This window comes from Heyndrickxia sp. FSL W8-0496 (assembly GCF_038007825.1).
GTDB classification, from domain to species: Bacteria; Bacillota; Bacilli; order Bacillales; family Bacillaceae_C; genus Heyndrickxia; species Heyndrickxia oleronia.
Genome location: NZ_JBBOXX010000001.1, coordinates 4936876 through 4963608, shown reverse-complemented (window position 1 = coordinate 4963608; position 26733 = coordinate 4936876). Strand labels below are relative to the sequence as shown.

The 26733-nt window shown below is 35.6% G+C and carries 22 protein-coding genes; 20 read left to right on the top strand and 2 right to left on the bottom strand.

The genetic code is table 11. The features are described 5' to 3' along the window. Positions 1–28 precede the first annotated feature (28 nt). The 3 genes from icmF to NST63_RS25170 all read left to right on the top strand — a co-directional run bounded on the left by icmF (position 29) and on the right by NST63_RS25170 (position 6287). Entirely contained in the window at positions 29–3295 is a 3267-nt protein-coding gene (gene icmF, locus NST63_RS25180) for a fused isobutyryl-CoA mutase/GTPase IcmF (protein WP_341044021.1), read from the top strand. Between the two features lie 616 nt (positions 3296–3911). Continuing rightward, entirely contained in the window at positions 3912–4490 is a 579-nt protein-coding gene (rpoE, locus tag NST63_RS25175) for a DNA-directed RNA polymerase subunit delta (RefSeq protein WP_373312668.1), read from the top strand. Between the two features lie 198 nt (positions 4491–4688). Then, positions 4689–6287 carry a CTP synthase gene (locus NST63_RS25170; RefSeq protein ID WP_058006760.1) on the top strand — a complete coding sequence of 533 codons (1599 nt, stop codon included), beginning with the start codon at positions 4689–4691 and terminating at the stop codon, positions 6285–6287. A 159-nt stretch (positions 6288–6446) separates the two neighbouring features. Here NST63_RS25170 and NST63_RS25165 read toward each other — a convergent pair whose 3' ends face one another. Further along, positions 6447–6962: a DUF2529 domain-containing protein gene (locus NST63_RS25165; RefSeq protein ID WP_212945084.1), complete on the bottom strand. Its 516-nt coding sequence runs from the start codon at positions 6960–6962 to the stop codon at positions 6447–6449. A 232-nt stretch (positions 6963–7194) separates the two neighbouring features. Between NST63_RS25165 and NST63_RS25160 the strand changes: the two genes are divergently transcribed. The 17 genes from NST63_RS25160 to NST63_RS25080 all read left to right on the top strand — a co-directional run bounded on the left by NST63_RS25160 (position 7195) and on the right by NST63_RS25080 (position 25026). Continuing rightward, positions 7195–7563: a response regulator gene (locus NST63_RS25160; RefSeq protein WP_058005247.1), complete on the top strand. Its 369-nt coding sequence runs from the start codon at positions 7195–7197 to the stop codon at positions 7561–7563. A 212-nt stretch (positions 7564–7775) separates the two neighbouring features. Beyond that, positions 7776–8633 (top strand): class II fructose-bisphosphate aldolase, encoded by an 858-nt coding sequence (locus NST63_RS25155; RefSeq protein ID WP_058005248.1) that lies wholly within the window; start codon positions 7776–7778, stop codon positions 8631–8633. Between the two features lie 111 nt (positions 8634–8744). Continuing rightward, on the top strand, positions 8745–9392 hold the full coding sequence (fsa, locus tag NST63_RS25150; protein ID WP_341044019.1) for a fructose-6-phosphate aldolase: 648 nt from the start codon (positions 8745–8747) through the stop codon (positions 9390–9392). Positions 9393–9615: 223 nt separating this feature from the next. Next, complete coding sequence (locus tag NST63_RS25145; protein ID WP_341044018.1) at positions 9616–10902, top strand: UDP-N-acetylglucosamine 1-carboxyvinyltransferase; 1287 nt, start codon at positions 9616–9618, stop codon at positions 10900–10902. Positions 10903–11035: 133 nt separating this feature from the next. Beyond that, on the top strand, positions 11036–11998 hold the full coding sequence (gene glpX / locus NST63_RS25140) for a class II fructose-bisphosphatase (RefSeq protein ID WP_078109478.1): 963 nt from the start codon (positions 11036–11038) through the stop codon (positions 11996–11998). Positions 11999–12453: 455 nt separating this feature from the next. Continuing rightward, positions 12454–13737 (top strand): transcription termination factor Rho, encoded by a 1284-nt coding sequence (gene rho / locus NST63_RS25135; RefSeq protein ID WP_212945153.1) that lies wholly within the window; start codon positions 12454–12456, stop codon positions 13735–13737. Positions 13738–13947: 210 nt separating this feature from the next. Next, entirely contained in the window at positions 13948–14154 is a 207-nt protein-coding gene (gene rpmE / locus NST63_RS25130; protein WP_058005253.1) for a 50S ribosomal protein L31, read from the top strand. 77 nt (positions 14155–14231) lie between these two features. Continuing rightward, a complete protein-coding gene (locus NST63_RS25125) occupies positions 14232–14849 on the top strand; it encodes a thymidine kinase (RefSeq protein WP_058005254.1) in 618 nt (205 codons plus the stop codon). Between the two features lie 401 nt (positions 14850–15250). After that, complete coding sequence (locus tag NST63_RS25120; RefSeq protein ID WP_341044017.1) at positions 15251–16486, top strand: aminotransferase class I/II-fold pyridoxal phosphate-dependent enzyme; 1236 nt, start codon at positions 15251–15253, stop codon at positions 16484–16486. A gap of 912 nt (positions 16487–17398) precedes the next feature. Further along, entirely contained in the window at positions 17399–17806 is a 408-nt protein-coding gene (locus NST63_RS25115) for a hypothetical protein (RefSeq protein ID WP_341044016.1), read from the top strand. A gap of 328 nt (positions 17807–18134) precedes the next feature. Continuing rightward, a complete protein-coding gene (prfA, locus tag NST63_RS25110; RefSeq protein WP_071977528.1) occupies positions 18135–19205 on the top strand; it encodes a peptide chain release factor 1 in 1071 nt (356 codons plus the stop codon). After that, on the top strand, positions 19205–20068 hold the full coding sequence (gene prmC / locus NST63_RS25105) for a peptide chain release factor N(5)-glutamine methyltransferase (protein WP_341044015.1): 864 nt from the start codon (positions 19205–19207) through the stop codon (positions 20066–20068). The genes prfA and prmC overlap by 1 nt, the downstream gene beginning before the upstream one ends. A gap of 218 nt (positions 20069–20286) precedes the next feature. Then, complete coding sequence (gene spoIIR / locus NST63_RS25100) at positions 20287–21081, top strand: stage II sporulation protein R (protein ID WP_341044014.1); 795 nt, start codon at positions 20287–20289, stop codon at positions 21079–21081. Positions 21082–21333: 252 nt separating this feature from the next. Next, positions 21334–22380, top strand: coding sequence for an L-threonylcarbamoyladenylate synthase (locus NST63_RS25095; RefSeq protein WP_212945090.1), 1047 nt, complete (start codon positions 21334–21336; stop codon positions 22378–22380). Between the two features lie 92 nt (positions 22381–22472). Beyond that, positions 22473–23027, top strand: coding sequence for a manganese efflux pump MntP (locus tag NST63_RS25090; protein WP_341044012.1), 555 nt, complete (start codon positions 22473–22475; stop codon positions 23025–23027). 191 nt (positions 23028–23218) lie between these two features. Continuing rightward, positions 23219–23656, top strand: coding sequence for a low molecular weight protein arginine phosphatase (locus NST63_RS25085; RefSeq protein WP_341044011.1), 438 nt, complete (start codon positions 23219–23221; stop codon positions 23654–23656). An 86-nt stretch (positions 23657–23742) separates the two neighbouring features. Next, complete coding sequence (locus NST63_RS25080) at positions 23743–25026, top strand: methyl-accepting chemotaxis protein (RefSeq protein WP_212945092.1); 1284 nt, start codon at positions 23743–23745, stop codon at positions 25024–25026. 38 nt (positions 25027–25064) lie between these two features. Here NST63_RS25080 and NST63_RS25075 read toward each other — a convergent pair whose 3' ends face one another. Continuing rightward, on the bottom strand, positions 25065–26558 hold the full coding sequence (locus NST63_RS25075; RefSeq protein ID WP_058005261.1) for a DHA2 family efflux MFS transporter permease subunit: 1494 nt from the start codon (positions 26556–26558) through the stop codon (positions 25065–25067). Between the last annotated feature and the right edge of the window lie 175 nt (positions 26559–26733).

The window sequence follows — 26733 nt, the reverse complement described above, 5'->3', positions numbered from 1 at the left end:
CAAACAATGAAGAACAGGGGGAGAGAAATTGAGTACGGTCGAAATTTATAAGCCTAAACACTCTGTGCGCTTTGTTACTGCATCTAGCTTATTTGATGGACATGATGCGTCGATTAATATTATGAGAAGGATTATACAATCAAGTGGTGCTGAGGTGATACATCTTGGCCATAATCGTTCGGTTGAAGAGGTAGTCAATGCGGCCATACAGGAGGATGTACAAGGGATTGCGATATCATCCTATCAAGGTGGACATGTTGAATATTTTAAATATATGTACGATCTTCTTCAGGAAAAAGGTGCTTCCCATATACGTATTTATGGCGGTGGCGGCGGTGTTATTATCCCGAGAGAAATAAAGGAGCTCCATGATTATGGGATCGCCTGGATTTTTTCTCCTGATGATGGCCGAAAGTTTGGTCTCCAAGGAATGATTAATATTATGTTAAAAGAATGTGATCATCCAACAATTGAAGGGAATATTAATGATGAGGTGACCAAACTAAAAGAAGGAAATATTCGATCCATAGCTAAGATGATTACACTTGCAGAGAATCAAGTAGGGATAAAAGATGAAGTCGCATCGGCGGCTGAAATGGCTTTTCAAGAGATCAAAACGTTGAACTCAAATGCACCGGTCATTGGTATTACTGGTACAGGGGGAGCAGGGAAAAGTTCTTTAACTGATGAGTTAATTCGTCGATTTTTGAATGAAATACCCGAAAAGAAGGTTGCTATATTATCTATTGACCCTACAAAGCAAAAAACTGGTGGAGCACTTTTAGGGGATCGAATTCGGATGAATGCCATCTTTGATTCACGTGTGTATATGCGAAGCTTAGCAACAAGGGGATCGAGATCAGAGCTAAGCTTAGCAATCCGTGATGCAATTAATGTAGTAAAGGCTGCAGGGTATGATTTAATCATCGTTGAAACGAGTGGTATTGGTCAAGGGGATGCAGAAATTGCAGAGATTAGTGATATTGCGATGTATGTCATGACTAGTGAGTTCGGGGCTCCATCTCAGCTAGAGAAAATTGACATGATTGATTACGCTGATCTTATTGTGATTAACAAGTTTGAACGGAAGGGCTCAGAAGATGCAAAGAGTCAAGTACAAAAGCAATATCAACGCAGTCATCTATTATTTGATCAAGAACTTGGGAATATGCCCGTTTATGGTACAATTGCAAGTCAATTTAATGACCCAGGTACGAATGCGTTGTTTGCTGCATTGATTGAAAAAATTAATGAGAAGATGGGAACCGATTGGGAGGTTTCTTTTTCAAAAAATGCTAAAGTAGAAAAGCAAAATGTCATTATTCCAAATAGTCGTCGCTATTATTTACGTGAAATATCAGAAACAGTCAGAAATTATCATAAAAATGCTGAAAAACAGGTTCAATTAGCAAGAAGGCTTTTCCAATTAGAAGGTGCAATTCAGGCAGTAACCGATAAAAAAGCAAATGAAGAGGTACTAAATTCGCTACAAACTATTAAAGATGAGATCTATGAAAACCTTACTAACGAATCAAAACGTATCATCCAAACTTGGGAACAGACTAAGGAAAAATATACTTCCAAGCAATTTGTAACAAAAATTCGGGACAAAGAAATTATTACGGAATTAACAACTAAGAGTTTGTCAGGATTAGATATACCAAAGGTTGCTCTACCGAAATACGAGGATTATGGAGAAATTCTTCGTTGGGTTTATAAAGAAAATGTTCCTGGTTCATTTCCTTATACAGCTGGGGTTTTCCCTTTTAAACGAGAAGGTGAGGATCCGAAACGTCAATTTGCTGGTGAAGGAACACCTGAAAGAACAAATCGCCGCTTCCATTATTTGTCTGAAAATGATCCTGCCAAGCGGCTAAGTACAGCCTTTGATTCTGTCACTCTTTATGGTGAGGATCCAGATTATCGCCCTGATATTTATGGAAAGGTTGGAGAATCTGGTGTAAGTATTTGTACCTTGGATGATATGAAAAAATTATATGCAGGTTTTGATTTATGTCACCCATCAACATCTGTTTCAATGACTATCAATGGTCCTGCACCTATTATTTTAGCTATGTATATGAATACTGCCATCGATCAACAAGTGCAGTTAAAGGAAAAAGAGCTTGGTAGAGTGCTATCTGTAGAAGAATTTACACAGGTGAAAGAACAGACCTTACAAGTGGTAAGAGGAACGGTTCAAGCAGATATTTTGAAAGAGGATCAAGGTCAGAATACATGCATCTTCTCAACGGAATTCGCATTACGAATGATGGGAGATATACAACAATATTTTATTGATCATAAAGTACGAAATTATTACTCAGTATCCATATCTGGCTACCATATAGCAGAAGCAGGTGCTAACCCAATATCCCAATTAGCCTTTACATTAGCAAATGGCTTCACATATGTTGAATACTATTTAAGTCGTGGAATGGATATTAACGCTTTCGCACCTAATCTATCCTTTTTCTTTTCTAATGGTTTAGATCCGGAATATAGTGTTATTGGTCGTGTGGCACGTCGAATTTGGGCTACAGTCATGAGGGATAAATATGGAGCGAATGAAAGAAGTCAAAAGTTAAAATATCATATTCAAACTTCTGGGCGTTCGCTGCATGCGCAGGAAATTGATTTTAATGATATACGAACCACATTACAAGCATTAATGGCTCTACATGATAATTGTAACTCCCTTCATACGAATGCATATGATGAAGCGATAACAACGCCGACTGAGGAATCAGTAAGAAGAGCAATGGCTATTCAAATGATTATTACGAAGGAACATGGATTAACGAAAAATGAAAATCCGTTACAAGGATCATTTATCATTGAAGAATTAACCGATTTGGTTGAGGAGGCAGTCCTTGCTGAATTTGATCGCTTAAATGATCGCGGTGGGGTACTAGGTGCAATGGAAACGCAATATCAACGTGGAAAAATCCAAGAGGAGTCCATGTTTTATGAAATGAAAAAGCATAGTGGAGAATTACCTATTATTGGTGTGAATACGTATTTAAATCCAAACCCACCTTCAGAAGAGGAAATGAATAGCATTGAACTAGCCCGTGCAACAAAGGAAGAGAAGGAATCGCAAATCCAACATTTAAACCAATTTAAGGAAAGAAATTCAGATAATATTGAGCAAGCATTGCTGAGATTGAAAGAAACAGCTGTAAGTGGTGGAAATATATTTGCTGAATTAATGGAAACAGTTAAAGTGGCAAGTCTTGGCCAGATTACAAAAGCCCTATATGAAGTAGGAGGGCAATATCGTAGAAATATGTAAGTTGTTGTTTTAGGGACCAACAACATTATATATTCAAATAAAGAAAATAGGTAAAACCAAAGAAATTAATGCTGGCGATAAAAGCCAGTTTCTTTGGTTTACGAAGAAAGCTTTGAAAACTGTATTAGGATTGTTTTGACTTAGAAGAGAAGTGACATTGACGATTCATTCTTGTTGGGAATTTGAGGGAAAAATTTATTTAGACTTGAATTTATTGAATGGTAGGGCAAAATAAAGGTAGAATCAAATAAGAGGTTCATTCTTTAGTATGAGAGTGCCTAAATAGGATGTGTAAACATGTCATTTAAAGCCTTGTTGAAATATATAGGTTTTATCCTTTTTGTGATAATTGGATATGTATTGTATACAAAACAGTTAGGTGCTATCCCTTTATTGCTTTTGTCATTCATTCTTTTCTATTTAGGGTTTCGCTATTTAAAACGTTCTAATGAATGAATTAATTTTATTTGTAATTAAAAAACGTTGAAAAAGGGATATTAAAGCTAGCATAAATGTTTTAGATTTGTTTATAATGATAAATATGTATTTTGCTATTATTTATTGATTTCTGCCCTTTTCACTCCAAAAATTTAGGAGTGTGAAATAGTGAAAGGAAGTGCGAAATTTGAGTTTACAGCAATTATCAAAAGAAGATTTACGTGAGATGTCTCTTATCGAGTTAGCGCATCAATATCTAGAAGAAAGTAAACAAGCAATCTCATTTTCTGATTTAGTAGATGAATTAGCAAAGCTTCTAGATCTATCTACAGAAGAAATAAAAGCAAGAATGGTGCAATTTTACACAGATCTAAATATTGATGGCCGATTTATTAGTCTTGGTGAAAATAGATGGGGGCTACGTACGTGGTATCCTTATGATCAAATTGATGAGGAAGTAACTGCACCAACTAAGTCCAAGAAGAAAAAGGCGAAAAAAGTCGTTGATGAAGACGAAGACGATCTATTAGAAGATGACGATCTTGATTATGATGACCTTGATGACTTTGAAGATGAAGATGATCTCCTTGATGAAGATGAAGATGAAATTGATGAAGACGATTTCGAGGATCTTGATGATGAAGAAGATGATGATGAAGTCTTTGAAGAGGATGATTTAATTGGTGAAGATGAGTATGATCTAGACGAAGATGATGATGAAGAACTAGATGTGGAAGAGGAAGAAGAGGATAAATAATCCGCTTGACTTCTTTTCGTTAGGCAGGTAGTATTTTATTTGGGCTCCTTTAAAAAGGAACGAATAAGTATACGATGCTCCCCTTTGTTATTTGAGGGGGAGCTTTTTTATTTTTATATACGAAAATCCCAATCGTTTTTCAGACTAACTGAATCTATATTGTGTAACAATAACTGTATGTTGAAGGGGGAAAAAATTGTGACAAAATACATTTTTGTAACTGGTGGAGTTGTATCTTCACTTGGAAAAGGAATTATCGCAGCATCCTTAGGGAGATTATTGAAAAACCGAGGATTAAAAGTAACTACACAAAAGTTCGATCCTTATATCAATGTGGATCCTGGAACAATGAGTCCATATCAACATGGTGAGGTTTTTGTAACAGATGATGGTGCTGAAACGGATTTAGATTTAGGACACTATGAACGTTTTATTGATATTAACGTAACAAAATACAGTAGTGTGACAACAGGTAAAGTGTATTCGGAAGTTCTTAGAAAAGAGAGACGTGGCGAGTATCTTGGTGGTACCGTTCAAGTTATCCCACATATTACAAATGAAATTAAAAGTAGAGTATTCCGAGCAGGTGAAGTGACTGATTCTGACGTAGTCATTACGGAAATAGGTGGAACTGTCGGAGATATCGAGTCTTTACCGTTTCTAGAAGCCATTCGCCAAATTAAAAGTGATGTTGGTCGTGACAATGTTATGTACATCCATTGTACACTTGTACCATACATTAAAGTTGCTGGCGAAATGAAAACTAAACCAACTCAACATAGCGTAAAAGAATTACGAAGCCTAGGAATTCAACCAAATATTATTGTGGTTCGTACAGAAATGCCAATATCTCAAGATATGAAGGATAAAATTGCACTGTTCTGTGACATTGATGAAAAGTCAGTTATTGAATCAAGAGATGCAGATACATTATATTCCATTCCATTATCCTTAAGAGATCAAAATCTTGATCAAATTGTTTGTGATCATTTAAAACTTCAATGTCATGAACCTGATATGACAGAATGGATGGGCTTAGTTGAAAAGGTACGAAACTTATCTAAAGTCACAAAGATCGCTTTAGTAGGGAAGTATGTTGAATTACCTGATGCCTATCTTTCTGTTGTCGAAGCACTAAAACATGCAGGCTATGCATATGATTCAGATATTGATATTAATTGGATCAATGCTGAGAATGTTACAGAGGAAAATGTGAAAGATCTTCTAATGGATGCAGACGGTATTTTAGTGCCTGGTGGATTTGGAGATCGTGGTGTTGAAGGTAAAATTCTTGCTATTCAATATGCTCGAGAAAACAAGGTACCTTTCCTTGGAATTTGTCTAGGTATGCAGTTGGCATCTGTTGAATATGCTCGAAATGTTCTTGGACTTAAAGGAGCACATTCTTCTGAATTAGATCCGAATACTCCGTATCCAATTATCGATCTTCTTCCTGAGCAAAAGGAAATTGAAGATTTAGGTGGTACATTACGCTTAGGTTTATACCCATGTAAAATTGAAAAGGGATCAAAAGCATTTGATGTATATCAAAATGACATGATTGAAGAACGCCATCGTCATCGTTATGAATTTAATAATGAGTATCGCGAACAAATGGAAGCAGCTGGATTTGTTTTCTCTGGTACAAGCCCAGACGGAAGACTTGTCGAAGTGATTGAAATTGAGGATCATCCTTGGTTTGTTGCTGCACAATTCCATCCAGAATTCACATCAAGACCTACTCGTCCACAACCACTATTCCGTGGATTTATTGAATCAGCTTTAAATAATAAATAAAATAATGACACAGTGACTGGTTGTTATACATTATTTTCTTTAATAAATAAACCCCCTAGCAATAAAATTCGCTAAGGGGTTTATTTTATTTTGCGCTATAAGCTGTGAATGGGCGTTTACAAAAGCAATAAACTATATGAAAACAGCGTGAATGTGTTTCTAGTATTCCTCCATGATGTCATCAAAGGCAAGCTTTATACAATGGTAAATAAATAGAGCAGTCATTGAAGAAGGGAAACAGACTCTATCACCAGTTTCTGTAGGCAGCATCGGTTTGAGTAGAGATGTATGGATATGTACATCTGCTAAATTTTGCAGATCATTGGTTTCACTCTTCAATTTTCCTGAAATTGCAGCAAAAGGGATATGGGATGCTACTAATTTTTCGGCAAGATTTATTGCTTCTTTATCATTGGAAAATCTTGTGATTAATAATACTCGATCCGCATCAGTAACTTCGTTTATGTCTGTTAAGAGTTGGGCATTTAAAAATGGTTCTGCACCATATAATGCTTCAATGGTCACTGACTCCATCTCATTAAAACCTTTAATATATATGTTTCCTTCCCCGACAGCAGCTTGTGCCAATAATCTTGCACAATCTTCAATGGAGAATTGTTCTTGTTCGTAAATTCTAGAAAATAAACCGTTTGTTTGGGTTAAAAACATTTTCATTAGTTTGCACTCCTTCAAAATTTAGGTAGATTGATTCAATATTCTGCTTAATAAAACGATATGGCAGGAAAATAGTATGGAAAAATAGAATATATTTCAAGGTGGAATTAAAAACTTTATATATAGTAGTCTATAATAAGATCAGTAACATTCATTTTATCCTAATACATATTTTACATAATATAAGAAAGTTAGAAAAAAGCACAAGACATATACTTTGGGGGGAAAAAAGATGGAAGAAAAAATATTAATTGTTGATGATCAATTTGGAATTCGAATCCTTTTAAATGAAGTACTACAAAAGGAAGGATATCATACATTCCAGGCAGCAAATGGCGTTCAAGCATTGGAAATCACAAAGAAGCATTCTCCAGATCTCGTCTTGTTAGATATGAAAATACCAGGAATGGATGGTATCGAAATTTTAAAAAGAATGAAAAGTATTGATCCAGATATTCGAGTGATTATTATGACTGCGTATGGAGAATTGGACATGATCCAAGAGGCGAAAGATTTGGGTGCACTTACACATTTTGCTAAGCCCTTCGATATAGACGACATTAGAAAAGCTGTGAGAGAGCATTTACCAGTAAAAGGGTAGAAGGTAAAATTTTTTAAAAAATTTTATTATTTTTATCCGATTATGTTCATTGGTAAAAGAAAAGCGAATTTGATATGATGAAAATGTTATTTTAACCTGTATGATGTTAAATTGTTTGTTTAATCTATAAGGGAAAGGATTGTAGAATACGTCCTAACTTTTGTACTTGAAATACGGACAATTTGACTGTAATTAAAGGAGGAAATTGTATCATGCCATTAGTCTCTATGACTGAAATGCTCAATAAAGCTAAAGAAGGCCATTATGCTGTTGGTCAATTCAATATTAATAATTTAGAATTTACACAAGCGATTCTTCTTGCCGCAGAAGAAGAAAAGTCACCAGTTATCCTTGGGGTTTCTGAAGGTGCTGGTCGCTATATTGGTGGTTTTAAGACAGTAGTAAAAATGGTAGAAGGTTTAATGGAAGACTATAAGATTACAGTACCAGTCGCTATTCATTTGGATCACGGTTCAAGCTATGATAAATGTAAAGAAGCTATTGATGCTGGATTTACTTCAGTGATGATTGATGCTTCACACCATCCATTTGAAGAAAATGTGGCGATTACATCTAAAGTAGTTGAATATGCACATGCTAAAGATGTTTCTGTAGAAGCAGAACTTGGAACAGTTGGTGGACAAGAAGACGATGTGGTTGCAAATGGTGTCATTTATGCAGATCCGAATGAATGTCAAGAACTAGTGAAGCGTACAGGTATTGATACACTTGCTCCAGCATTGGGTTCTGTTCATGGTCCTTACAAAGGTGAACCAAATCTTGGTTTCAAGGAAATGGAAGAGATAGGTAAAGCTACAGGTCTTCCTTTAGTTTTACATGGAGGAACAGGTATCCCAACAAAAGATATTCAAAAGGCGATTTCTTTAGGAACAGCTAAAATTAATGTAAATACAGAAAACCAAATTGCATCAGCAAAAAAAGTGCGTGAAGTACTTGCTGCAGACGCAGAAATGTATGATCCTAGAAAATATTTAGGACCTGCTCGTGATGCCATAAAAGAAACTGTAATTGGTAAAATACGCGAATTTGGTTCTTCTAATAAAGCTTAATATAATTACTACTATAATTTTTAAACAACTTAGACATACAACTTGTGAAACCGCCTTATCCTAGGCGGTTTCGGTGTATATATATAAATTATTTATGCAGAGGTGAGTAAAATGAAATTTTTTATTGATACGGCAAATTTGGAAGAAATTAAACAAGCATTTGAACTTGGTATTATAGCAGGTGTAACAACTAATCCGTCACTAGTAGCAAAAGAGAATGTTTCTTTTCCTGAACGCTTAAAGGAAATCACTAGTTTCGTTACAGGTTCTGTTAGCGCTGAGGTAATTGCCTTAGATACAGAAGGTATGGTTAAAGAAGGACGCGAACTTGCTAAAATTGCCCCAAATATTACGATAAAGGTTCCAATGACCCCAGAAGGCTTAAAAGCTGTACATATTTTCTCGAAAGAGGGAATAAAAACCAATGTAACGTTAATTTTTAGTGCAAATCAAGCATTGATGGCTGCCCGTGCTGGAGCATCATATGTATCTCCATTCTTAGGAAGACTAGATGATATCGGTCATAATGGAATTGAGCTTGTATCTACGATAGCAGAAATTTTTGAAACTCATCAAATTAATACAGAAATTATTGCTGCATCTATTAGGCACCCCCAACATATCACGGATGCTGCATTAGCGGGTGCACATATTGCAACGGTTCCTTTTAAAGTAATCATGCAATTATTTAAACATCCACTAACGGACAAAGGAATTGAACAATTTTTGCAAGATTGGGATTCACATCTGCAAAAATAAGAGAAAACAATTTACAGAATGGTAAAAAGGTATGAATTAGGAAGGCATATGGTAAAACTTAATGATATTGACATCATTCTCTATTTAACCTCAATGATGAAAGTGGTATCGTAGAGGATATGAGTATGTAGAAAAGCATAATTTCTATATACAGCCCATTCATCTGGTTGATTGTATAAAGCTGTTTTTGGTCAAAACCCAGATCTACGGAAGGGAGTATAAAATGGAAAAACTAAAGATTGCAGGGGGATATTCATTAAAAGGAACAATTAAAGTAAGTGGCGCTAAAAACAGTGCGGTTGCTTTAATACCTGCCACGATCCTAGCAGAAACCCCTGTGACGATAGAAGGTTTACCCAATATTTCAGATGTTGGAATTTTGAAAACTTTATTGGAAGAAATCGGCGGGGCGGTTACATTTGAAGACGGTGAAATGGTAGTAGATCCAACACAAATGGTTTCGATGCCACTACCAAATGGAAAGGTCAAAAAACTTCGTGCATCCTATTATTTAATGGGAGCTATGCTTGGAAGATTTAAAAAAGCTGTGATCGGATTGCCTGGTGGTTGTCATTTAGGTCCAAGACCTATTGATCAGCACATTAAAGGATTTGAGGCTTTAGGTGCAAAGGTGACAAATGAGCAAGGTGCAATATACTTACGAGCAGATGAATTGCATGGTGCAAGAATTTATCTGGATGTTGTTAGTGTAGGTGCGACCATTAATATAATGTTGGCTGCAGTCAAAGCAAAAGGGAAAACTGTCATTGAAAACGCTGCAAAGGAACCAGAAATTATTGATGTAGCGACCTTACTTACAAATATGGGAGCAAAAATAAAGGGAGCCGGAACCGATGTCATACGAATCGAAGGTGTAGAATCATTAAATGGTTGTCGCCATACAATTATTCCCGATCGTATTGAAGCAGGGACATTTATGTTACTAGGTGCAGCTGCTGGTGATGGTGTATTAATTGATAATGTAATCCCGCATCACTTAGAATCATTGACTGCAAAGCTTCGTGAAATGGGCGTACCAATAGAGGTCGGCGATGAGCAAATCTTCATTGGCAAAGGCGAACATTTGAAAGCAGTTGATATAAAAACCTTGGTATATCCTGGTTTTCCAACTGATTTGCAACAACCTTTTACTTCACTTCTTACTAAGGCAGAAGGAACTTCTGTAGTAACAGATACGATTTATTCTGCACGATTTAAGCATATTGATGAATTAAGAAGAATGAATGCGAACATCAAGGTTGAAGGTCGTTCCGCAATCATTAATGGAGCTACTACTCTACAAGGAGCAAAGGTAAAAGCAAGTGACCTACGGGCTGGTGCTGCCCTTGTAATTGCCGGTTTAATGGCAGAAGGAATTACTGAAGTAACTGGTTTAGAACATATTGACCGGGGATATAGTAATTTAGTTGAAAAACTAGAAGGTTTAGGGGCCACTATTTGGCGTGAAAAAATGACTGAAGAAGAATTGGAACAGCAAAAGAGCCTGTGAGAAATCAACCTAAATGTGAAATCGATAAATAGTAAACACAATTTTCGTTAATTGTGCTACAATATAAAAGAAATGTGTTATACCATTTATGGATTAGTCAACAATATATGTTGATCACATAGGGGGAAGAAAGATGGAAAGAAGTTTATCGATGGAATTGGTCCGTGTAACGGAGGCTGCTGCTCTTGCTTCTGCTCGATTAATGGGAAGAGGGAAAAAGCCAGAAGCAGATGATGCAGCTACTTCAGCAATGCGTGATGTATTTGATACCATTCCAATGAAAGGTACAGTAGTCATTGGAGAGGGAGAGATGGACGAGGCTCCAATGTTATATATCGGTGAAAAACTTGGTACAGGATATGGACCACGTGTCGACGTAGCTGTGGATCCTCTTGAAGGAACAAATATTGTTGCATCTGGGGGTTGGAACGCATTAGCTGTGTTAGCGGTTGCAGATCATGGAAATTTATTACATGCTCCCGATATGTATATGGATAAAATTGCTGTTGGTCCAGAAGCTGTTGGCCAAATCGATATTAATGCTTCTGTTCTAGATAATTTAAAAGCTGTAGCGAAAGCAAAAAACAAAGATGTAGAGGATGTTGTAGCAACAGTTTTAAATAGACCAAGACATGAGCATATTATTGCGCAACTTCGTGAAGCAGGAGCAAGAATTAAGCTTATCAACGATGGGGATGTAGCAGGAGCAATAAATACGGCTTTTGATCATACAGGTGTTGATATTCTATTCGGATCTGGCGGTGCACCAGAAGGTGTGATTGCTGCGGTTGCCTTGAAATGTCTTGGTGGAGAGTTACAGGGAAGATTGTTACCACAAAATGATGCCGAACTTGAACGCTGTATTAAAATGGGATTGGATACGAATAAAATTTTATTAATGGAAGACTTAGTCCGTGGTGATGATGCAATCTTCTCGGCAACAGGTGTTACAGATGGAGAACTTTTAAAAGGGGTTCAATTTAAAGGCTCCTACGGTTCTACTCACTCGGTGGTTATGCGAGCTAAATCGGGAACTGTTCGGTTTATTGATGGACGACATAGCCTAAAAAAGAAACCAAATTTAGTAATCAAATAAGATTTTTTGAAGATCTATGAGAATAGTGTTTTAAATAGATGATAAAAAGATATGAATAATTTCCTATCAACTCAATAAATTTGTACAGGTCAATTGCCTGTACAAATTTATTTCCTTCCTTCTTATTGATTCTTTCTCGAAAATATGGTTAAAATAGATATTGTTTTTGCTTTCTTTATTTTTAAAGTTCTTCCGAGGCTTCTGAATCTTCAATATTTTAAATATTCTTTTCTTCGGCGCCCTTAATACTATTTTGGTGCTAAAAGTACTCTTATCGACAGAGATATACCTCTTTCAATGATCTTTTTTAAAGAAAGATTAAATACCACTTTCTTTAAAGAAATTCTTTCCTCAGAACACGATAGTACTTTCATGAAGATCTGATTAGAAATGAAAAAAACAATTTTAATAATAATAATAATTTAGCATTGAAAAAAACAAAGTGTGGTGTAGATATGGAAGGTTTATCAATTTCAAGTCTTGATAATATGACGCTTAAGGAGCTCTATGCTTTAGCACGAGAGTATAAAGTTTCATACTATAGTAAATTAACAAAAAAAGAACTTATTTTTGCGATTTTAAAAGCACGTGCTGAACAAGAAGGCTATTTCTTCATGGAAGGTGTTCTTGAAATCATCCAATCGGAAGGTTTTGGTTTCTTAAGACCAATAAATTATTCCCCAAGTTCAGAGGATATTTATATTTCAGCTTCCCAAATTCGACGTTTTGATTTAAGAAATGGTGATAAGGTTTCAGGTAAAGTTCGTCCTCCTAAGGAAAATGAACGCTATTATGGATTACTTCATGTTGAAGCAGTAAATGGGGATAATCCAGAATCTGCAAAGGAACGTGTGCATTTCCCTGCACTAACACCATTATATCCAGACAGACAAATAAAATTAGAAACAGCTCCCAATAAATTATCCACAAGGATTATGGATCTAATTGCCCCTGTTGGTTTTGGTCAACGTGGTTTAATTGTCGCTCCTCCTAAAGCAGGAAAAACGATGCTTTTAAAGGAGATAGCTAATTCCATAACAACGAATAACCCTGATGCCGAGCTAATTGTTCTATTAATTGACGAGCGTCCTGAAGAGGTAACCGATATCGAGCGCTCAGTTAATGCAGAGGTTGTAAGTTCAACTTTTGATGAGGTACCAGAAAATCATATTAAAGTAGCAGAATTAGTACTGGAAAGAGCCATGCGTTTAGTTGAGCATAAGCGTGATGTTGTTATTCTGATGGATAGCATTACTCGTCTAGCCCGTGCATACAACTTAGTCATTCCCCCAAGTGGACGAACTCTTTCAGGTGGTATTGATCCAGCTGCATTCCACCGTCCTAAGCGTTTCTTTGGTGCAGCTAGAAATATTGAAGAAGGTGGTAGCTTAACTATATTGGCGACTGCACTTGTTGAAACTGGCTCACGGATGGACGATGTTATTTATGAAGAATTTAAAGGAACCGGTAATATGGAACTCCATCTTGACCGTTCACTATCAGAAAAACGAATCTTCCCTGCTATCGATATTCGTCGATCAGGAACGCGTAAAGAAGAATTACTTATTCCGAAGGAGCATTTAGACAAACTATGGGCAATAAGAAAGTCAATGTCTGATACACCTGATTTTGTAGAAAGATTTTTACGCAAATTAAAGAAAACGAAAACGAATGAGGAATTTTTTGAGGTTTTAACTGCTGAAATGAAAAGCAGTACAACTGGAAGAAGAACGGTTTAATATAAGGGAAAAAGTGGATAGTAAATATTAAACTGTAATATTGCATTTCAAAAAATAGCTTGTTATAATATACCCATGTGTTTGTAAATTCTAATGGAGAAAATCAGAAATCAAGATTTTCTAAAGATCGTTATTATTATAACTTTCTTTGAACCCATAGAAATATATAACTCTGTTTCGAAATGACTCAGGGCAAAGGAGATGAAAAGAATGAAAGCAGGTATTCATCCAGGATACAAAAAAGCAATGGTTAAATGCGCTTGCGGTAACGAATTCGAGAGTGGTTCAGTAAAAGAAGAGATTCGTGTTGAGGTATGCTCAGAATGTCATCCATTCTATACTGGTCGCCAAAAATTCGCTTCTGCTGATGGACGTGTTGACCGATTCAATAAAAAATACGGTTTTAAACAACAATAATGATAAAAAACAGGCAAGAAAGCTTGCCTGTTTTTTATTTCTGTAAATTTTAAAATCGGAGGGAGGATGCTCAATCAATGTATGTAATGGAACACTCAGGTTGGATAGAAGTAATTTGTGGCAGTATGTTTTCAGGAAAGTCTGAAGAACTGATCAGACGTGTACGTCGTGCACAGTTTGCTAAACAGGAAATTGCTGTATTTAAACCTAAGTTGGATGACCGCTACAGCAAAGAATCAGTTGTTTCTCATAACGGTACCTCGGTTATTGCCCTTCCGATAGAAAAAGCACGTGATATCTTTGAAAACATACATAGAAATATTGATATCATTGCCATAGATGAGGCACAGTTTTTTGATGAAGAAATTGTTGAGGTTGTTCAAGAATTGGCGAATAATGGACATCGGGTTATTTTGGCAGGACTTGATCAAGATTTCAGAGGGGTTCCTTTCGGGCCGATGCCAAAACTTATGGCTATTGCAGAATTAGTAACAAAACTCCAGGCAGTATGTACAGTTTGTGGATCCCCTGCAAGTAGAACTCAACGGTTAATTAATGGTAAACCAGCTTGTGCGGATGATCCAATCATCCTTGTGGGTGCTTCGGAAGCTTATGAAGCTCGCTGTCGTCATCATCATGAAGTCCCAGAGGGAATTAGTATACCTCTAAAACAAATTGTTACTAGCGTAGAATAAGTCTCTTTTTAGAGGCTTTTTTTGATGTCTAATTTAAAAGATTAACTTTCGAATCTACGTTTTAAACCCCATTTGATTCCAGTAAGGTTACAAATTTTAGATAATATCTAAAATTTTTCACTATTTTTCCATAAATAGTGAAAAAGAACTAAAAATCATTGTTTTTCTATACATACTTCTATATAATAAAATAAATTTCGACAAGTTTATTGATTTCGAAAATTTATAATATCTTCGCTTTCGTCCAATAAAATGGACATACAACAAGACTCCTTATTTCCCCATAGTCCTTTTCGGAGGAAAAATCACTTAGTGTAGTATGATTCTGATTTTTATCTTATTTAGAACAAGGAAGTTCTATAAAGTGGAATTGTTAAATATTTGATGAGGAGGAATTTGCTGTGAATCCAAAAAATGAACTTGATATGTCCTCTAGTATTGATTGTTTTCCTGAGGTTACGAGCTTTTCTGAGTATTTTATGGAAAAAGGAACTGTACCGTACTTTAGAGTGAATGATGGAATTGCATCGAATACGATAATCATTGATGGGAAAGAAATGATTAATTACTCAACTTATAATTATTTAGGAATGAATGGTCGTGAGGAAATAAATAAGCAAGTATATAAAGCTATACAACAATATGGAACAAGCGTATCTGGAAGTAGATTATTAAGCGGAGAAATTGAGCTTCACTCCAAATTAGAAAAAAAGATTGCATCTTTTATTGGAACAGAAGATGCAATTGTACAAGTAGGTGGCCATAGTACAAATGTAAATACGATTGGAAATCTTGTAAATGGAGAGGATTTAATTCTATATGATGCATTAGCACATAATAGTATTATTCAAGGAGCTATTCTATCGAAGGCCAAAAGAAGGCCATTTAAACATAATGATATGGAAAGTCTTGAAAGTAAGCTGAAAAAATTAAGATACAAATACCGACGTGTTCTAATTGTTGTAGAAGGTGTTTATAGTATGGATGGAGATATTTGCAAACTACCTGAGTTGATCAAATTAAAAAACAAATATAACGCACTCTTAATGGTAGACGAAGCACACTCAATTGGTACAATTGGTGAAAATGGTCGTGGTGTGACAAGTTATTACAATATTGATCCAAAAGAGGTAGATGTATTAATGGGTACATTAAGTAAATCACTTAACAGCTGTGGGGGATATATCGCGGGTAGTAAAAGATTCATTCATTATTTAAGATACAATTCTCCGGGATTTATTTTTAGTGTTGGTATAACTCCTGCCAATGCTGCAGCTGCGTATGCATCATTAGAAATATGTGAGAGAGAAGAGCATTTATTTGAAAGGCTAAAGAAGAATTCAACTTACTTCCTTTCAAAGTTAAAGTCATTGAATGTAAATACTGGAGATAGTTATGATACACCTATCATTCCAATGATTATCGGAAATACTGATAAGGCTCTTATGTTTGCTGAAAAGCTTTATCAAAGAGGTGTGAATGCAATGCCTATTGTTTATCCAGCAGTTAAGGAAAGCCAAGCAAGAATTAGGTTTTTTATGTCATCTGCGCATACGAAGGAAAATATTGATCAAACCATCCAAATAATTAAAGAAGAATTAATAAATCAGAAGGAAGAAGCATTACAATACAGTTGATTAAGGATACTTTATGTAGGAATGAAGGAGAATGTCGACCTCCAACCTATTTTTAAAGTAAAACATTAACTAAAATCAACAATGTTTGAGAAAAGAGCCTTGATATTTCATGAAAAATATTTTTGCATTTGTAAAGGCCCAACTTCCGGCTTTTACACCTAATAAAGGGTTCAGCATTCTTTTAAAGTTTGCAGCTCTTTTCTCAGAGGAATGCAGGATGTCGACCTCCAACCTATTTTTGTAGTAAAACATTAACTAAAATCAACAATGTTTGAGAAAAGAGCCTTGATATTTCATGTAAAATATTTTTGCATTTGTAAAAGCCCAACTTCCGGCTTTTACACCTAATAAAGGGTTTAGCATTCTTTTAAAGTTTGCAGCTCTTTTCTCAGAGGAATGCAGGATGTCGACCTCCAACCTATTTTTGTAGTAAAACATTAACTAAAATCAACAATGTTTGAGAAAAGAGCCTTGATATTTCATGGAAAATATTTTTGCATTTGTAAAAGCCCAACTTCCTGCTTTTACACCTAACAAAGGGTTCAGCATTCTTTTAAAATTTGCAGCTCTTTTCTCAGAGGAATGCAGGATGTCGACCTCCAACCTATTTTGTAGTAAAACAATACTTGAATAACAACAATGTTTGAGAAAAGAGCCTTGATATTTCATGGAAAATATTTTTGTATTTGTAAAAGCCTAACTTCCGGCTTTTACACCTAATAAAGGGTTCAGCATTCTTTTAAAGTTTGCAGCTCTTTTCTCAGAGGAATGCAGGATGTCGACCTCCAACCTATTTTTGTAGTAAAACAATACTTGAATAATAACAATGTTTGAGAAAAGAGCCTTTTTAAGTTGTAGTTCTACATAAACATTCTTCATCAGGAAAAGCTATTCGTATGGAGGTGCATGTTTATGTGGAAATTGACAATTAGCTTTCTATTCTTATTAGGTCTATTATCAGGTTGTGGGAGCAATCAGTTAAACGATGATGCACTTACAAATAATGGGACTAAGGATAATAAGTATAGAGAGATTTCTACTAGTCAAACGAATGAAAATCCAAATATGATTGATTTAAAAAAGGGTGACCCTCAACCTACAGTAGGTTCTGAAGTGGATAAGGCGAAGGATGTCGTAAGAAGCCAAAAAGGGTATGTACCTTCTTCTGTTTGGATTAATGGAAATAATATGTGGGTGAATGTTCATACGAATAAACGTTTAACCCATCATGAACGCATGAAAGAGGAATCAAAGCTTCATCAGAAGCTCATTCAAGCTTTACCGAAATATGATATTAATGTAAAGATTGATGAACAATAAAAAATGGGCTGTCTGAGACACACTTATTCAGACAGTCTTTTTATATGGATTTGAAGATTATAGAATCCTTAATGAGCAGAAATCATTAGGGAAATGAAAAAATCGAATGCTCAACGATTCTTGTCATAGATGGAAAGATGTATGAACTTTATTTACAGAAGGTTAGTTTGAAAGAGCGAACAAAGGGCTTTCCCTATTTACGAGGGTAGTCGAGTATACTATAATAGTACTGTTACGGACATAATTGATATTGAGATCCATTAAGACTTTAGATAGAATCATTTATAATTTTTTAAGCGTAAGCTTATGATAATAGAGGTGAAATGCCATGTTTGATCGATTACAAATTGTAGAAGATCGTTATGAGAAGCTCAATGAACTTTTAAGCGATCCTGAAATTATTAACGATACAAAAAAATTAAGAGAATATTCGAAGGAACAGTCTGATATTCAGGAAACAGTAATGGTGTATCGTGAATATAAAGAAGTTCAACAGCAATTTAAAGATGCAAAAGCAATGTTAGAAGAAAAGCTTGATAATGAAATGCGTGAAATGGTTAAAGAAGAAATACATGAATTAGAAGAACAAATTGAAGGCTTTGAAGAGCGTTTAAAAATATTACTTTTACCAAAAGATCCTAATGATGATAAGAACGTTATTATGGAGATTCGCGGAGCAGCAGGTGGAGATGAGGCAGCTCTTTTTGCAGGTGATCTTTATCGAATGTATAGTCGTTATGCAGAGGCTCAAGGTTGGAAAACTGAAGTGATTGAGGCTAGTACAACCGGTGTAGGCGGCTATAAAGAAATTATTTTCATGATTAATGGGAAGGGAGCATTTTCAAAACTAAAATTTGAAAATGGAGCTCATCGTGTTCAACGTGTACCAGAGACAGAATCAGGTGGTCGTATTCATACGTCTACTGCGACGGTAGCGGTTCTACCCGAAGCTGAAGAGGTTGAAGTGGAAATACATGAAAAGGATATTCGTGTAGATACGTTTGCGAGTAGTGGACCAGGTGGACAAAGTGTCAACACGACCATGTCAGCAGTTCGTTTAACACATATTCCGACTGGAACCGTAGTTTCTTGCCAAGATGAGAAATCACAAATAAAGAATAAGGAAAAGGCAATGAAAGTATTACGTGCACGTGTCTATGATAAATTTCAACAAGAAGCACAAGCAGAATATGATGCCAATCGTAAGTCTGCTGTAGGGACTGGTGATCGCTCAGAACGTATTCGTACGTATAATTTCCCGCAAAATCGTGTCACTGATCACCGTATCGGATTAACTATTCAAAAATTGGATCAAATTCTTCAAGGAAAAATGGATGATATTATAGATGCGCTTATTTTGGAAGATCAATCCCATAAACTTGAAAGTGTGAATGACTAATGGTTCAAGGCCAAAAAGTGTTTGAAGCTCTGCAATGGGCTTCTTCTTTTTTAGTGGAACATCAACGGGACTCGAATGCAGGTGAAATACTGCTGAGACATTATCTACAGATGAGTAGATCTCAGTTATTTGCAAACCAACAATTGGTTCTTCCAAAGCAAGTACAGGATGATTTTTATGGAGCTGTTAGAATGCATGCAAGTGGGGTTCCTATTCAGCATATAATGGGCTATGAAGAGTTCTATGGCAGGGAGTTTATCGTTAATCAGGATGTACTTATCCCTCGTCCAGAGACAGAGGAATTAATTGTTGAAGCCATTACTAGAACTAAGCGAATGTTTCCAGACCAAAAGGATTTGAAAATGGTCGATATAGGTACTGGTAGTGGAATTATTGCTATTACAATGAAACTTGAATGCCCATATCTTTTTACTTCAGCCATAGACATATCTGGAAGTGCGTTGGAAATAGCGAAAAAAAATGCAGCCCAGTATAAAGCGGATATTTCTTTTATACAAGGTGATTTATTAATCCCTATTATTAAGGCAAAGGAAAAAGTAGATATTATATTATCCAATCCTCCCTATATTCCGAACAGAGATATTGAAGTATTATCTGATGTGGTGAAGGATCACGAACCACATCAGGCACTATTCGGAGGATTTGACGGGCTCGATTATTATAGAAGATTAATGGAACAGATTCCTGAAGTTATTAGGGAGAAGGCATTAATTGGATTTGAAATTGGAATGGGTCAAGGGGAACAAGTCGCTGAAATCCTTAGAAAGTCTTTTCCACAAAGTGTCATTGAAATAGTAAATGACATAAATGGAAAGGATCGTATGGTTTTTTGTGAAATATAAAATAATTCATGGGCTACCTGGCTTTACTTTTTTAGGTAGTCTTTTTTTATAGGCTCATTTCTAAATTACCAATAAATATAGGTGTTAATAACGAATGCGAAAAGTACATTAAAAGTAAATCGGTCTTATGAGAATTACTTCTATAAAAAAATTTAAGTTTACTAGTTTAAGATTTCAACATTTTGTCCACAATATCTTAGTAAGGGATGGTGGAGAAAATGAATAAAAAAAATTTAGCATGGATTTATATTATGATGTTATCAATTGGAACAATTTTAAGTTTATATATACCAAAGCAAGAAAGTGTTGCGGATGAAACCATTGTTATACCACAAGAGGCGGTTCGTCTGCGGATTTTAGCCAATAGTGATACGCAAAAGGATCAAGCGATAAAGCGAAAAGTACGTGATGAAGTAAATAAAGAAATCACAAGATGGGTGGAAAGTCTGACGTCTATTGAGGATGCAAGAGAAGTCATCCAATCTCATTTAGCTGATATTCAAATGATAGCAGAACGTGTTGTAAAGGAAGAAAACAGTAAACAATCCGTCAAAGTGGAGTTTGGTCAAGTTCAATTTCCTACTAAGTTATATGGACAATTTTTATATCCAGCAGGTAAATATGAGGCAGTACTAATTACACTTGGTAAAGGCGATGGAGCCAACTGGTGGTGTGTTCTGTACCCTCCATTATGCTTCCTAGATTTTTCTAATGGTGTAGCAGTAAGTCCGGGATTTGATAGTAGTAATGAAGAAAAAAAGGAATCAACGGAGCGTAATAAAGAAAATGCTGAAACACAAATGAAAGAGAATAATCAACAAAAGAATGTAGAAAATGTGGATATTCAGAAGGATGATAGTAAGAATAACAATAATGAGGATAAGTCTAAGGAAATAAGTAAAAAGAAAGGCAGGAATTCTTCAATGGAACCTTTATATGTAAAAGATAATGAGGATGAAGATGATGTAAAGGTTAAGTTTTTTATAGTAGAATTATTTGAGAAGGTATTCTAGCAGGAGTCGCAAGACTTCTTTTTTGTTTTTTGTGGATATTTAATTATTAAAATCGTTATTCACATTTTTCTAAAAAGTTATCCACTTTATTTATGGAATTATCCACATATTGTGGATAATACTTGTTTTCATTACTTCTTTTTAATATACTTTCAAAGGAGAAATGAATCGATAACTGACAAAATAAGATAAAACTCGACATTGTTCATTTTTGAGGATTAATTTTCAACATAGAAGAAGAGGTGATATGCTATGAAAACTATTCAGTGGTTTGTGGATAAAAATGTGGATATTTCTCCAAGTAATCCACAATTAGAAAAAGCAGCAAATTTATTAAAACAAAATGAAGTTGTTGCATTCCCTACAGAGACTGTTTATGGTCTTGGGGCAAACGCGTTATCAGACAATGCGGTAGAGAAAATATTTGAAGCGAAGGGAAGACCGAGTGATAATCCACTAATTGTCCACATAGCAGAGCTTAGTCAATTAGAGGAAATTGTAACGTTTATACCTGAAAAGGCAAAAATTCTTATGAATACGTTTTGGCCTGGTCCATTAACTATTATTTTTAATCGTAAACCGAATGTTCTTTCAGAGAAAGTAACTGCTGGAATGGAAACAGTAGGGATACGCATGCCAGATCATCCGATTGCTCTTCAAATTATCCATCAATCTAAGTTACCAATTGCTGCGCCGAGCGCAAATCGTTCCGGAAGACCAAGTCCAACCATTGCTGAGCATGTACTAGAGGATTTAGATGGTAGAATAGCAGGTATTGTTAATGGGGGAGATACCGGTGTAGGTGTAGAATCAACTGTTATCGATTGTACACAGGAAATACCGATGATTCTTCGCCCAGGGGGTATTTCAAAGGAAGAAATAGAACAGGTAATTGGTGAAATTGCACTCGATCCAGGTCTTGAAAATAAAAATATCATTCGCCCCAAATCACCTGGGATGAAATATACTCATTATGCTCCTGATGCACCTGTTTATTTAGTTGATGGTACAACTAATTTTCTCCAGGAATTAGTTCGAAATAAGCAAAATGATGGCATGAAAGTAGGTGTCATAGCGACAGAGGAAACACAAAAAGAGTATGTTGCGGATGCCGTCATTTCCTGTGGAAAAAGAGGCGATTTACATTCTGTTGCACATTCATTATATGATACGTTAAGAGCCTTTAATAACCTTGATGTTGATATTATTTTTGCTGAGACCTTCCCACTTGATGGGATTGGCCTGGCGATCATGAATCGTTTGGAAAAGGCCGCAGGACATCGGTGGATTCATCAATAATGATTTTCTAGAGAAGACCAGTTAAAAATACATTCTAATCCTCTAAGGACATGCATATGTTGTCTGTAGGCACGTCCAAAGGAGGAAATGGAATGGAAGCAATCATCGCAGAATTATTTACATTAATGCTAATGGCGTTTGCATTAGGTATGGATGCCTTTTCAATTGGTATTGGCATGGGGATGTTTCAACTACGCTATAAACAAATTTTTTATATAGGATTAACGATTGGATTTTTTCATGTTTGGATGCCTCTTCTTGGGATTATTGCTGGACATTTTATATCTGATAAGTTCGGAATGATCGCACAGTATATTGGTGGTATTTTATTAATTATTTTAGGAATACAAATGATACTTTCTAGCCTAAAAAAGGAAGAGCGCATTGTTATAAAACCATTTGGGTGGGGTTTAATGGTTTTTGCATTAAGTGTTAGTTTAGATAGCTTTTCAGTGGGCCTATCCCTAGGTATATTTGGTGCCAGGTCAGCAGCTGTTGTGATTTGTTTTGGAGTGGTTGCAACGTTATTGACATGGATAGGATTATTATTAGGGAGAAAGTTTCAAGGATATATCGGCTCATACAGTGAAGCTCTAGGTGGAAGTATATTATTGGCATTCGGTATCAAATTATTATTAGTCTTCTAAAATGGTATAATTTTTAATGGTGGTAAGCAAAACAATCTGCTTGCCTTTTTTATATGGAAAGTATCAAGGATGCTATTTCTTAATTCACATTATTTTTAAAAACGCCACTATTTAATCTGAGTCTTTTAGACTATAATAAGGGAAAGAAGTCTACTTAACATATATGGTGATTTTTGGAGGGATATATCAATTTGAATATTCTATTCATTTGTACGGGAAACACATGTCGAAGTCCAATGGCTGAGGCTATTTTGAAAAATAAAAGGATAAAGGGAATATCGGTAAGGTCTGCTGGAATTTTTGCTATGGATGGACAGCATGCTTCAATTCAAACACAGCAGGTTCTCGATGAAAATAGTATAAAACATAATCATGTTTCGAAAAAATTAAGTGTAGAAGATATTGAATGGGCAACAAAAATTATAACAATGACAATGGACCATAAACGATTTATTCTAGATACCTACCCATCTGCTTCGGAAAAAGTATTTACATTAAAAGAGGCGGCTAATGGTCACTTAGAGGATATGGATGTAATGGATCCTTTCGGGGGAAGTATTGAAGTTTATAGAGAAACCTATAATGAATTAACAAAACTCATTGAAAATCTAATCATGAATGATCGATGATCAATTTTTAGAAAAAGGCACTTCAAAAAAACTTGGGGAATATCAAAAAAGCCTATATAAAAACACAGCTTGGGGGAGAGGGGAAAATGAAAAGAAAATATAAGTTTGGTTTGCGAAAAAAATTAGTTTTATTTGTTACTTTATTAGCATTAATTACTTATTCGACAAGTTTCTTCTTTATTAGTATCGTTCATTCTAAATTCGCTACCAATATTGATGATTCACTGTTTAATAGTATTACTCTATTATTAGGGATATTTTGGACAGGCCTACTTGCTTATTTTGTAGCAGGTGTTATAACGAAACCACTGCAGCGTTTAGAACATGCAGCTATAAATGCAAGTCAAGGAAATATTAAAGAGGATGTTATGATACCTAAGTCGGATGATGAAATTCGTTCATTAGGAATGGCGTTTAACCAAATGCTCTCTAATTTAAGAGTTATGGTACATAGTATTGAAGATAACTTCCAACAAACAAATGGTAATGTCCTCTCTATTTCAGAAAAAACTACAAGGGCAACCCAGCAAGCGGAAAGTATTGCTCAGACAATAAATGAAATATCTGCAGGTGCTGAGAGCTCTGCAATTGCAATTCAATCAACAGCTGAATCGGTAGAGGATATCATTCATATTGCGAATAAAGTACAAGAAAATGCCAAGTCTTCTAAACAAGTTTCCGAAGAAATGGTAAAGGAGCTACAAGATAGTAAAGAGGTAATTAATTCTCTTATAACTGGAATAGATCGATTAGCCAAGGAGAACCAAGAATCGTTACAAGTGGTTCATCATCTTGAGGAGGATGCAAAGAAGGTTGAGCAAATCATATTATTAGTTGGTGATATTGCGGCTCAAACCAATTTGTTAGCTTTGAATGCTTCAATTGAGGCGGCACGTGCAGGTGAGCATGGAAAAGGATTTGCTGTTGTAGCTGAAGAGGTACGTAAATTGGCAGATGAAAGTGCAAAAGCGGTACAAGGAATTTCGGAGCTGATCCAAAACATCCAAAGTGGTGTAGAAAGTGTTGTTAAACAAATCTCAGAACAGGTAAAAACGGCTAATCATGAGGCTTCAAAAGGCGCTAAAACAAATGAAGTTATTGGATCGATGACGAATACCATTCATATTGTTGCAAATAAGGTGCAAAGTATTTCTGCCCTAGTTGATAGTCAAATGGAAAGCATCCAATTAACTTCCCAACAATCACAAGAAGTAGCAGCAATTGCTGAACAAACTTCTGCTGGCGCAGAAGAAGTAACTGAAGCAACGAAAGAGCAGGCAGAAGTTATGGAAAATGTGGAAAGTCTCGTTTTCCAATTAAAAGATCATGCAGAAAAATTAAAAGGAACCATATCACAATTCCATTTATAAACAAAAAAAATCCAACGACATGTTGGATTTTTTTGTACTTAGCTTTCTTGCTTTTGTCCTTGGGTTACACGTTTTAAGAAGAATGCTAGAATAAAAGCTACAGCTGCAATAAGGACGGAAACGAAAAATGAATCATTAATTCCTTTAATTGTTCCTTCCATAATTAAATGTTCTTGCATTTTAGCTATTGCTTCTTGAGTAGGTTGCTGTGTCATATGCGCCATTTTGCTTGTAGCTTCAGCGACCATATCTTCAATATGATGTTTTGTACGTGAACTCATTACGGTTACAAGTAACCCGGTACCGATAGCACCTGAAACTTGAGATAGTGTACTATTCATGGCAGTTCCATGTGGATTTAATCTTTGTGGTAATTGATTCAATCCATTTGTCATTACCGGCATCATAACCATAGACATCCCGAACATCCGAAGAGAATACATAACAATTAATGTAGAATATGATGTAGAGTCAGAAAGCTGACTGAATGAATATGTTGTCCCTACAGTGATTGCTAATCCGATGAGAGCAAGAATTTTTGCGCCATATTTATCGAATAGTTTCCCTGTAATAGGAGACATAATCCCCATAATAATTGCCCCTGGCAACATTAACAGACCTGAATGCATTGGAGATATACCACGAATTTGTTGTAAATAGATAGGCATTAAAATCATTGCTGAGAACATAGCCATATTTACTACGATTGAAATAGCAGATGCTAATGCAAACATAGGGTATTTATACACGCGAAAATCGAGCATTGGTTTTTCCAATCGAAATTGGCGTAAGATAAGTAAAAATAGACCAAGTACACCGGCAATTAAAGTGATATAAACCTCTGGACTACTCCAGCCTTTTGAACCAGCTGTACTACATCCGTATAGGATGCCCCCGAATCCGATGCTTGAAAGAATAACGGATAGAATGTCAATTTTTATATCCACTTTGTCTTTTTTATCTTTTAATTTAAAGAAGGCTAGGATCAATACAATCAATGCGAAAGGAATGATCATATAAAATAGCGTTCTCCAATTGTAATGCTCTATAATCCAACCTGATAAAGTCGGACCAATTGCTGGAGCAAAGATCATAACTAAACCGAGAATCCCCATTGCTCCTCCACGTTTTTCAATTGGGAAGCTAGTAAGCAAGACATTCATTAATAGCGGCATCATTACAGCCGAACCAGCAGCTTGAATCATCCTTGCGATTAATAAAAGGGTAAATGAATCTGCAAGACTGGCTGTCACTGTACCGACAGTAAAAAATAGCATCGCTGCTATGAACAGACGACGTACAGAAAACTTTTGAATTAAAAATGCAGTCGTTGGGATAAGAATCCCGTTTACTAGCATGTATCCTGTAGCTAACCACTGGATTGTTGTTTCTTTTACCTTCAAATCTTCCATCATCGAAGGTAAGGCGACATTGAGTAATGTTGAATTAAGTATCGAAACGAAAGCACCTGCTAATAGTATCGCTATGATTCCATAAGGTGGACGTTTCGTCGCTTCTTTTGTAGCACTCATAGGCTTCCTCCTCTATTTAAACCATTAGTTCATTTTTTTATACAAGTATTATACAAAGAACTATATTACTCTCGTATTTTGTTTTTGGCAATAAAAAAATATCGGAAATTTAATGGATTGTTATCACAACAGAAATAAGTTAGGATACTTTGTAGAACTACAGTCCAATTTAGAG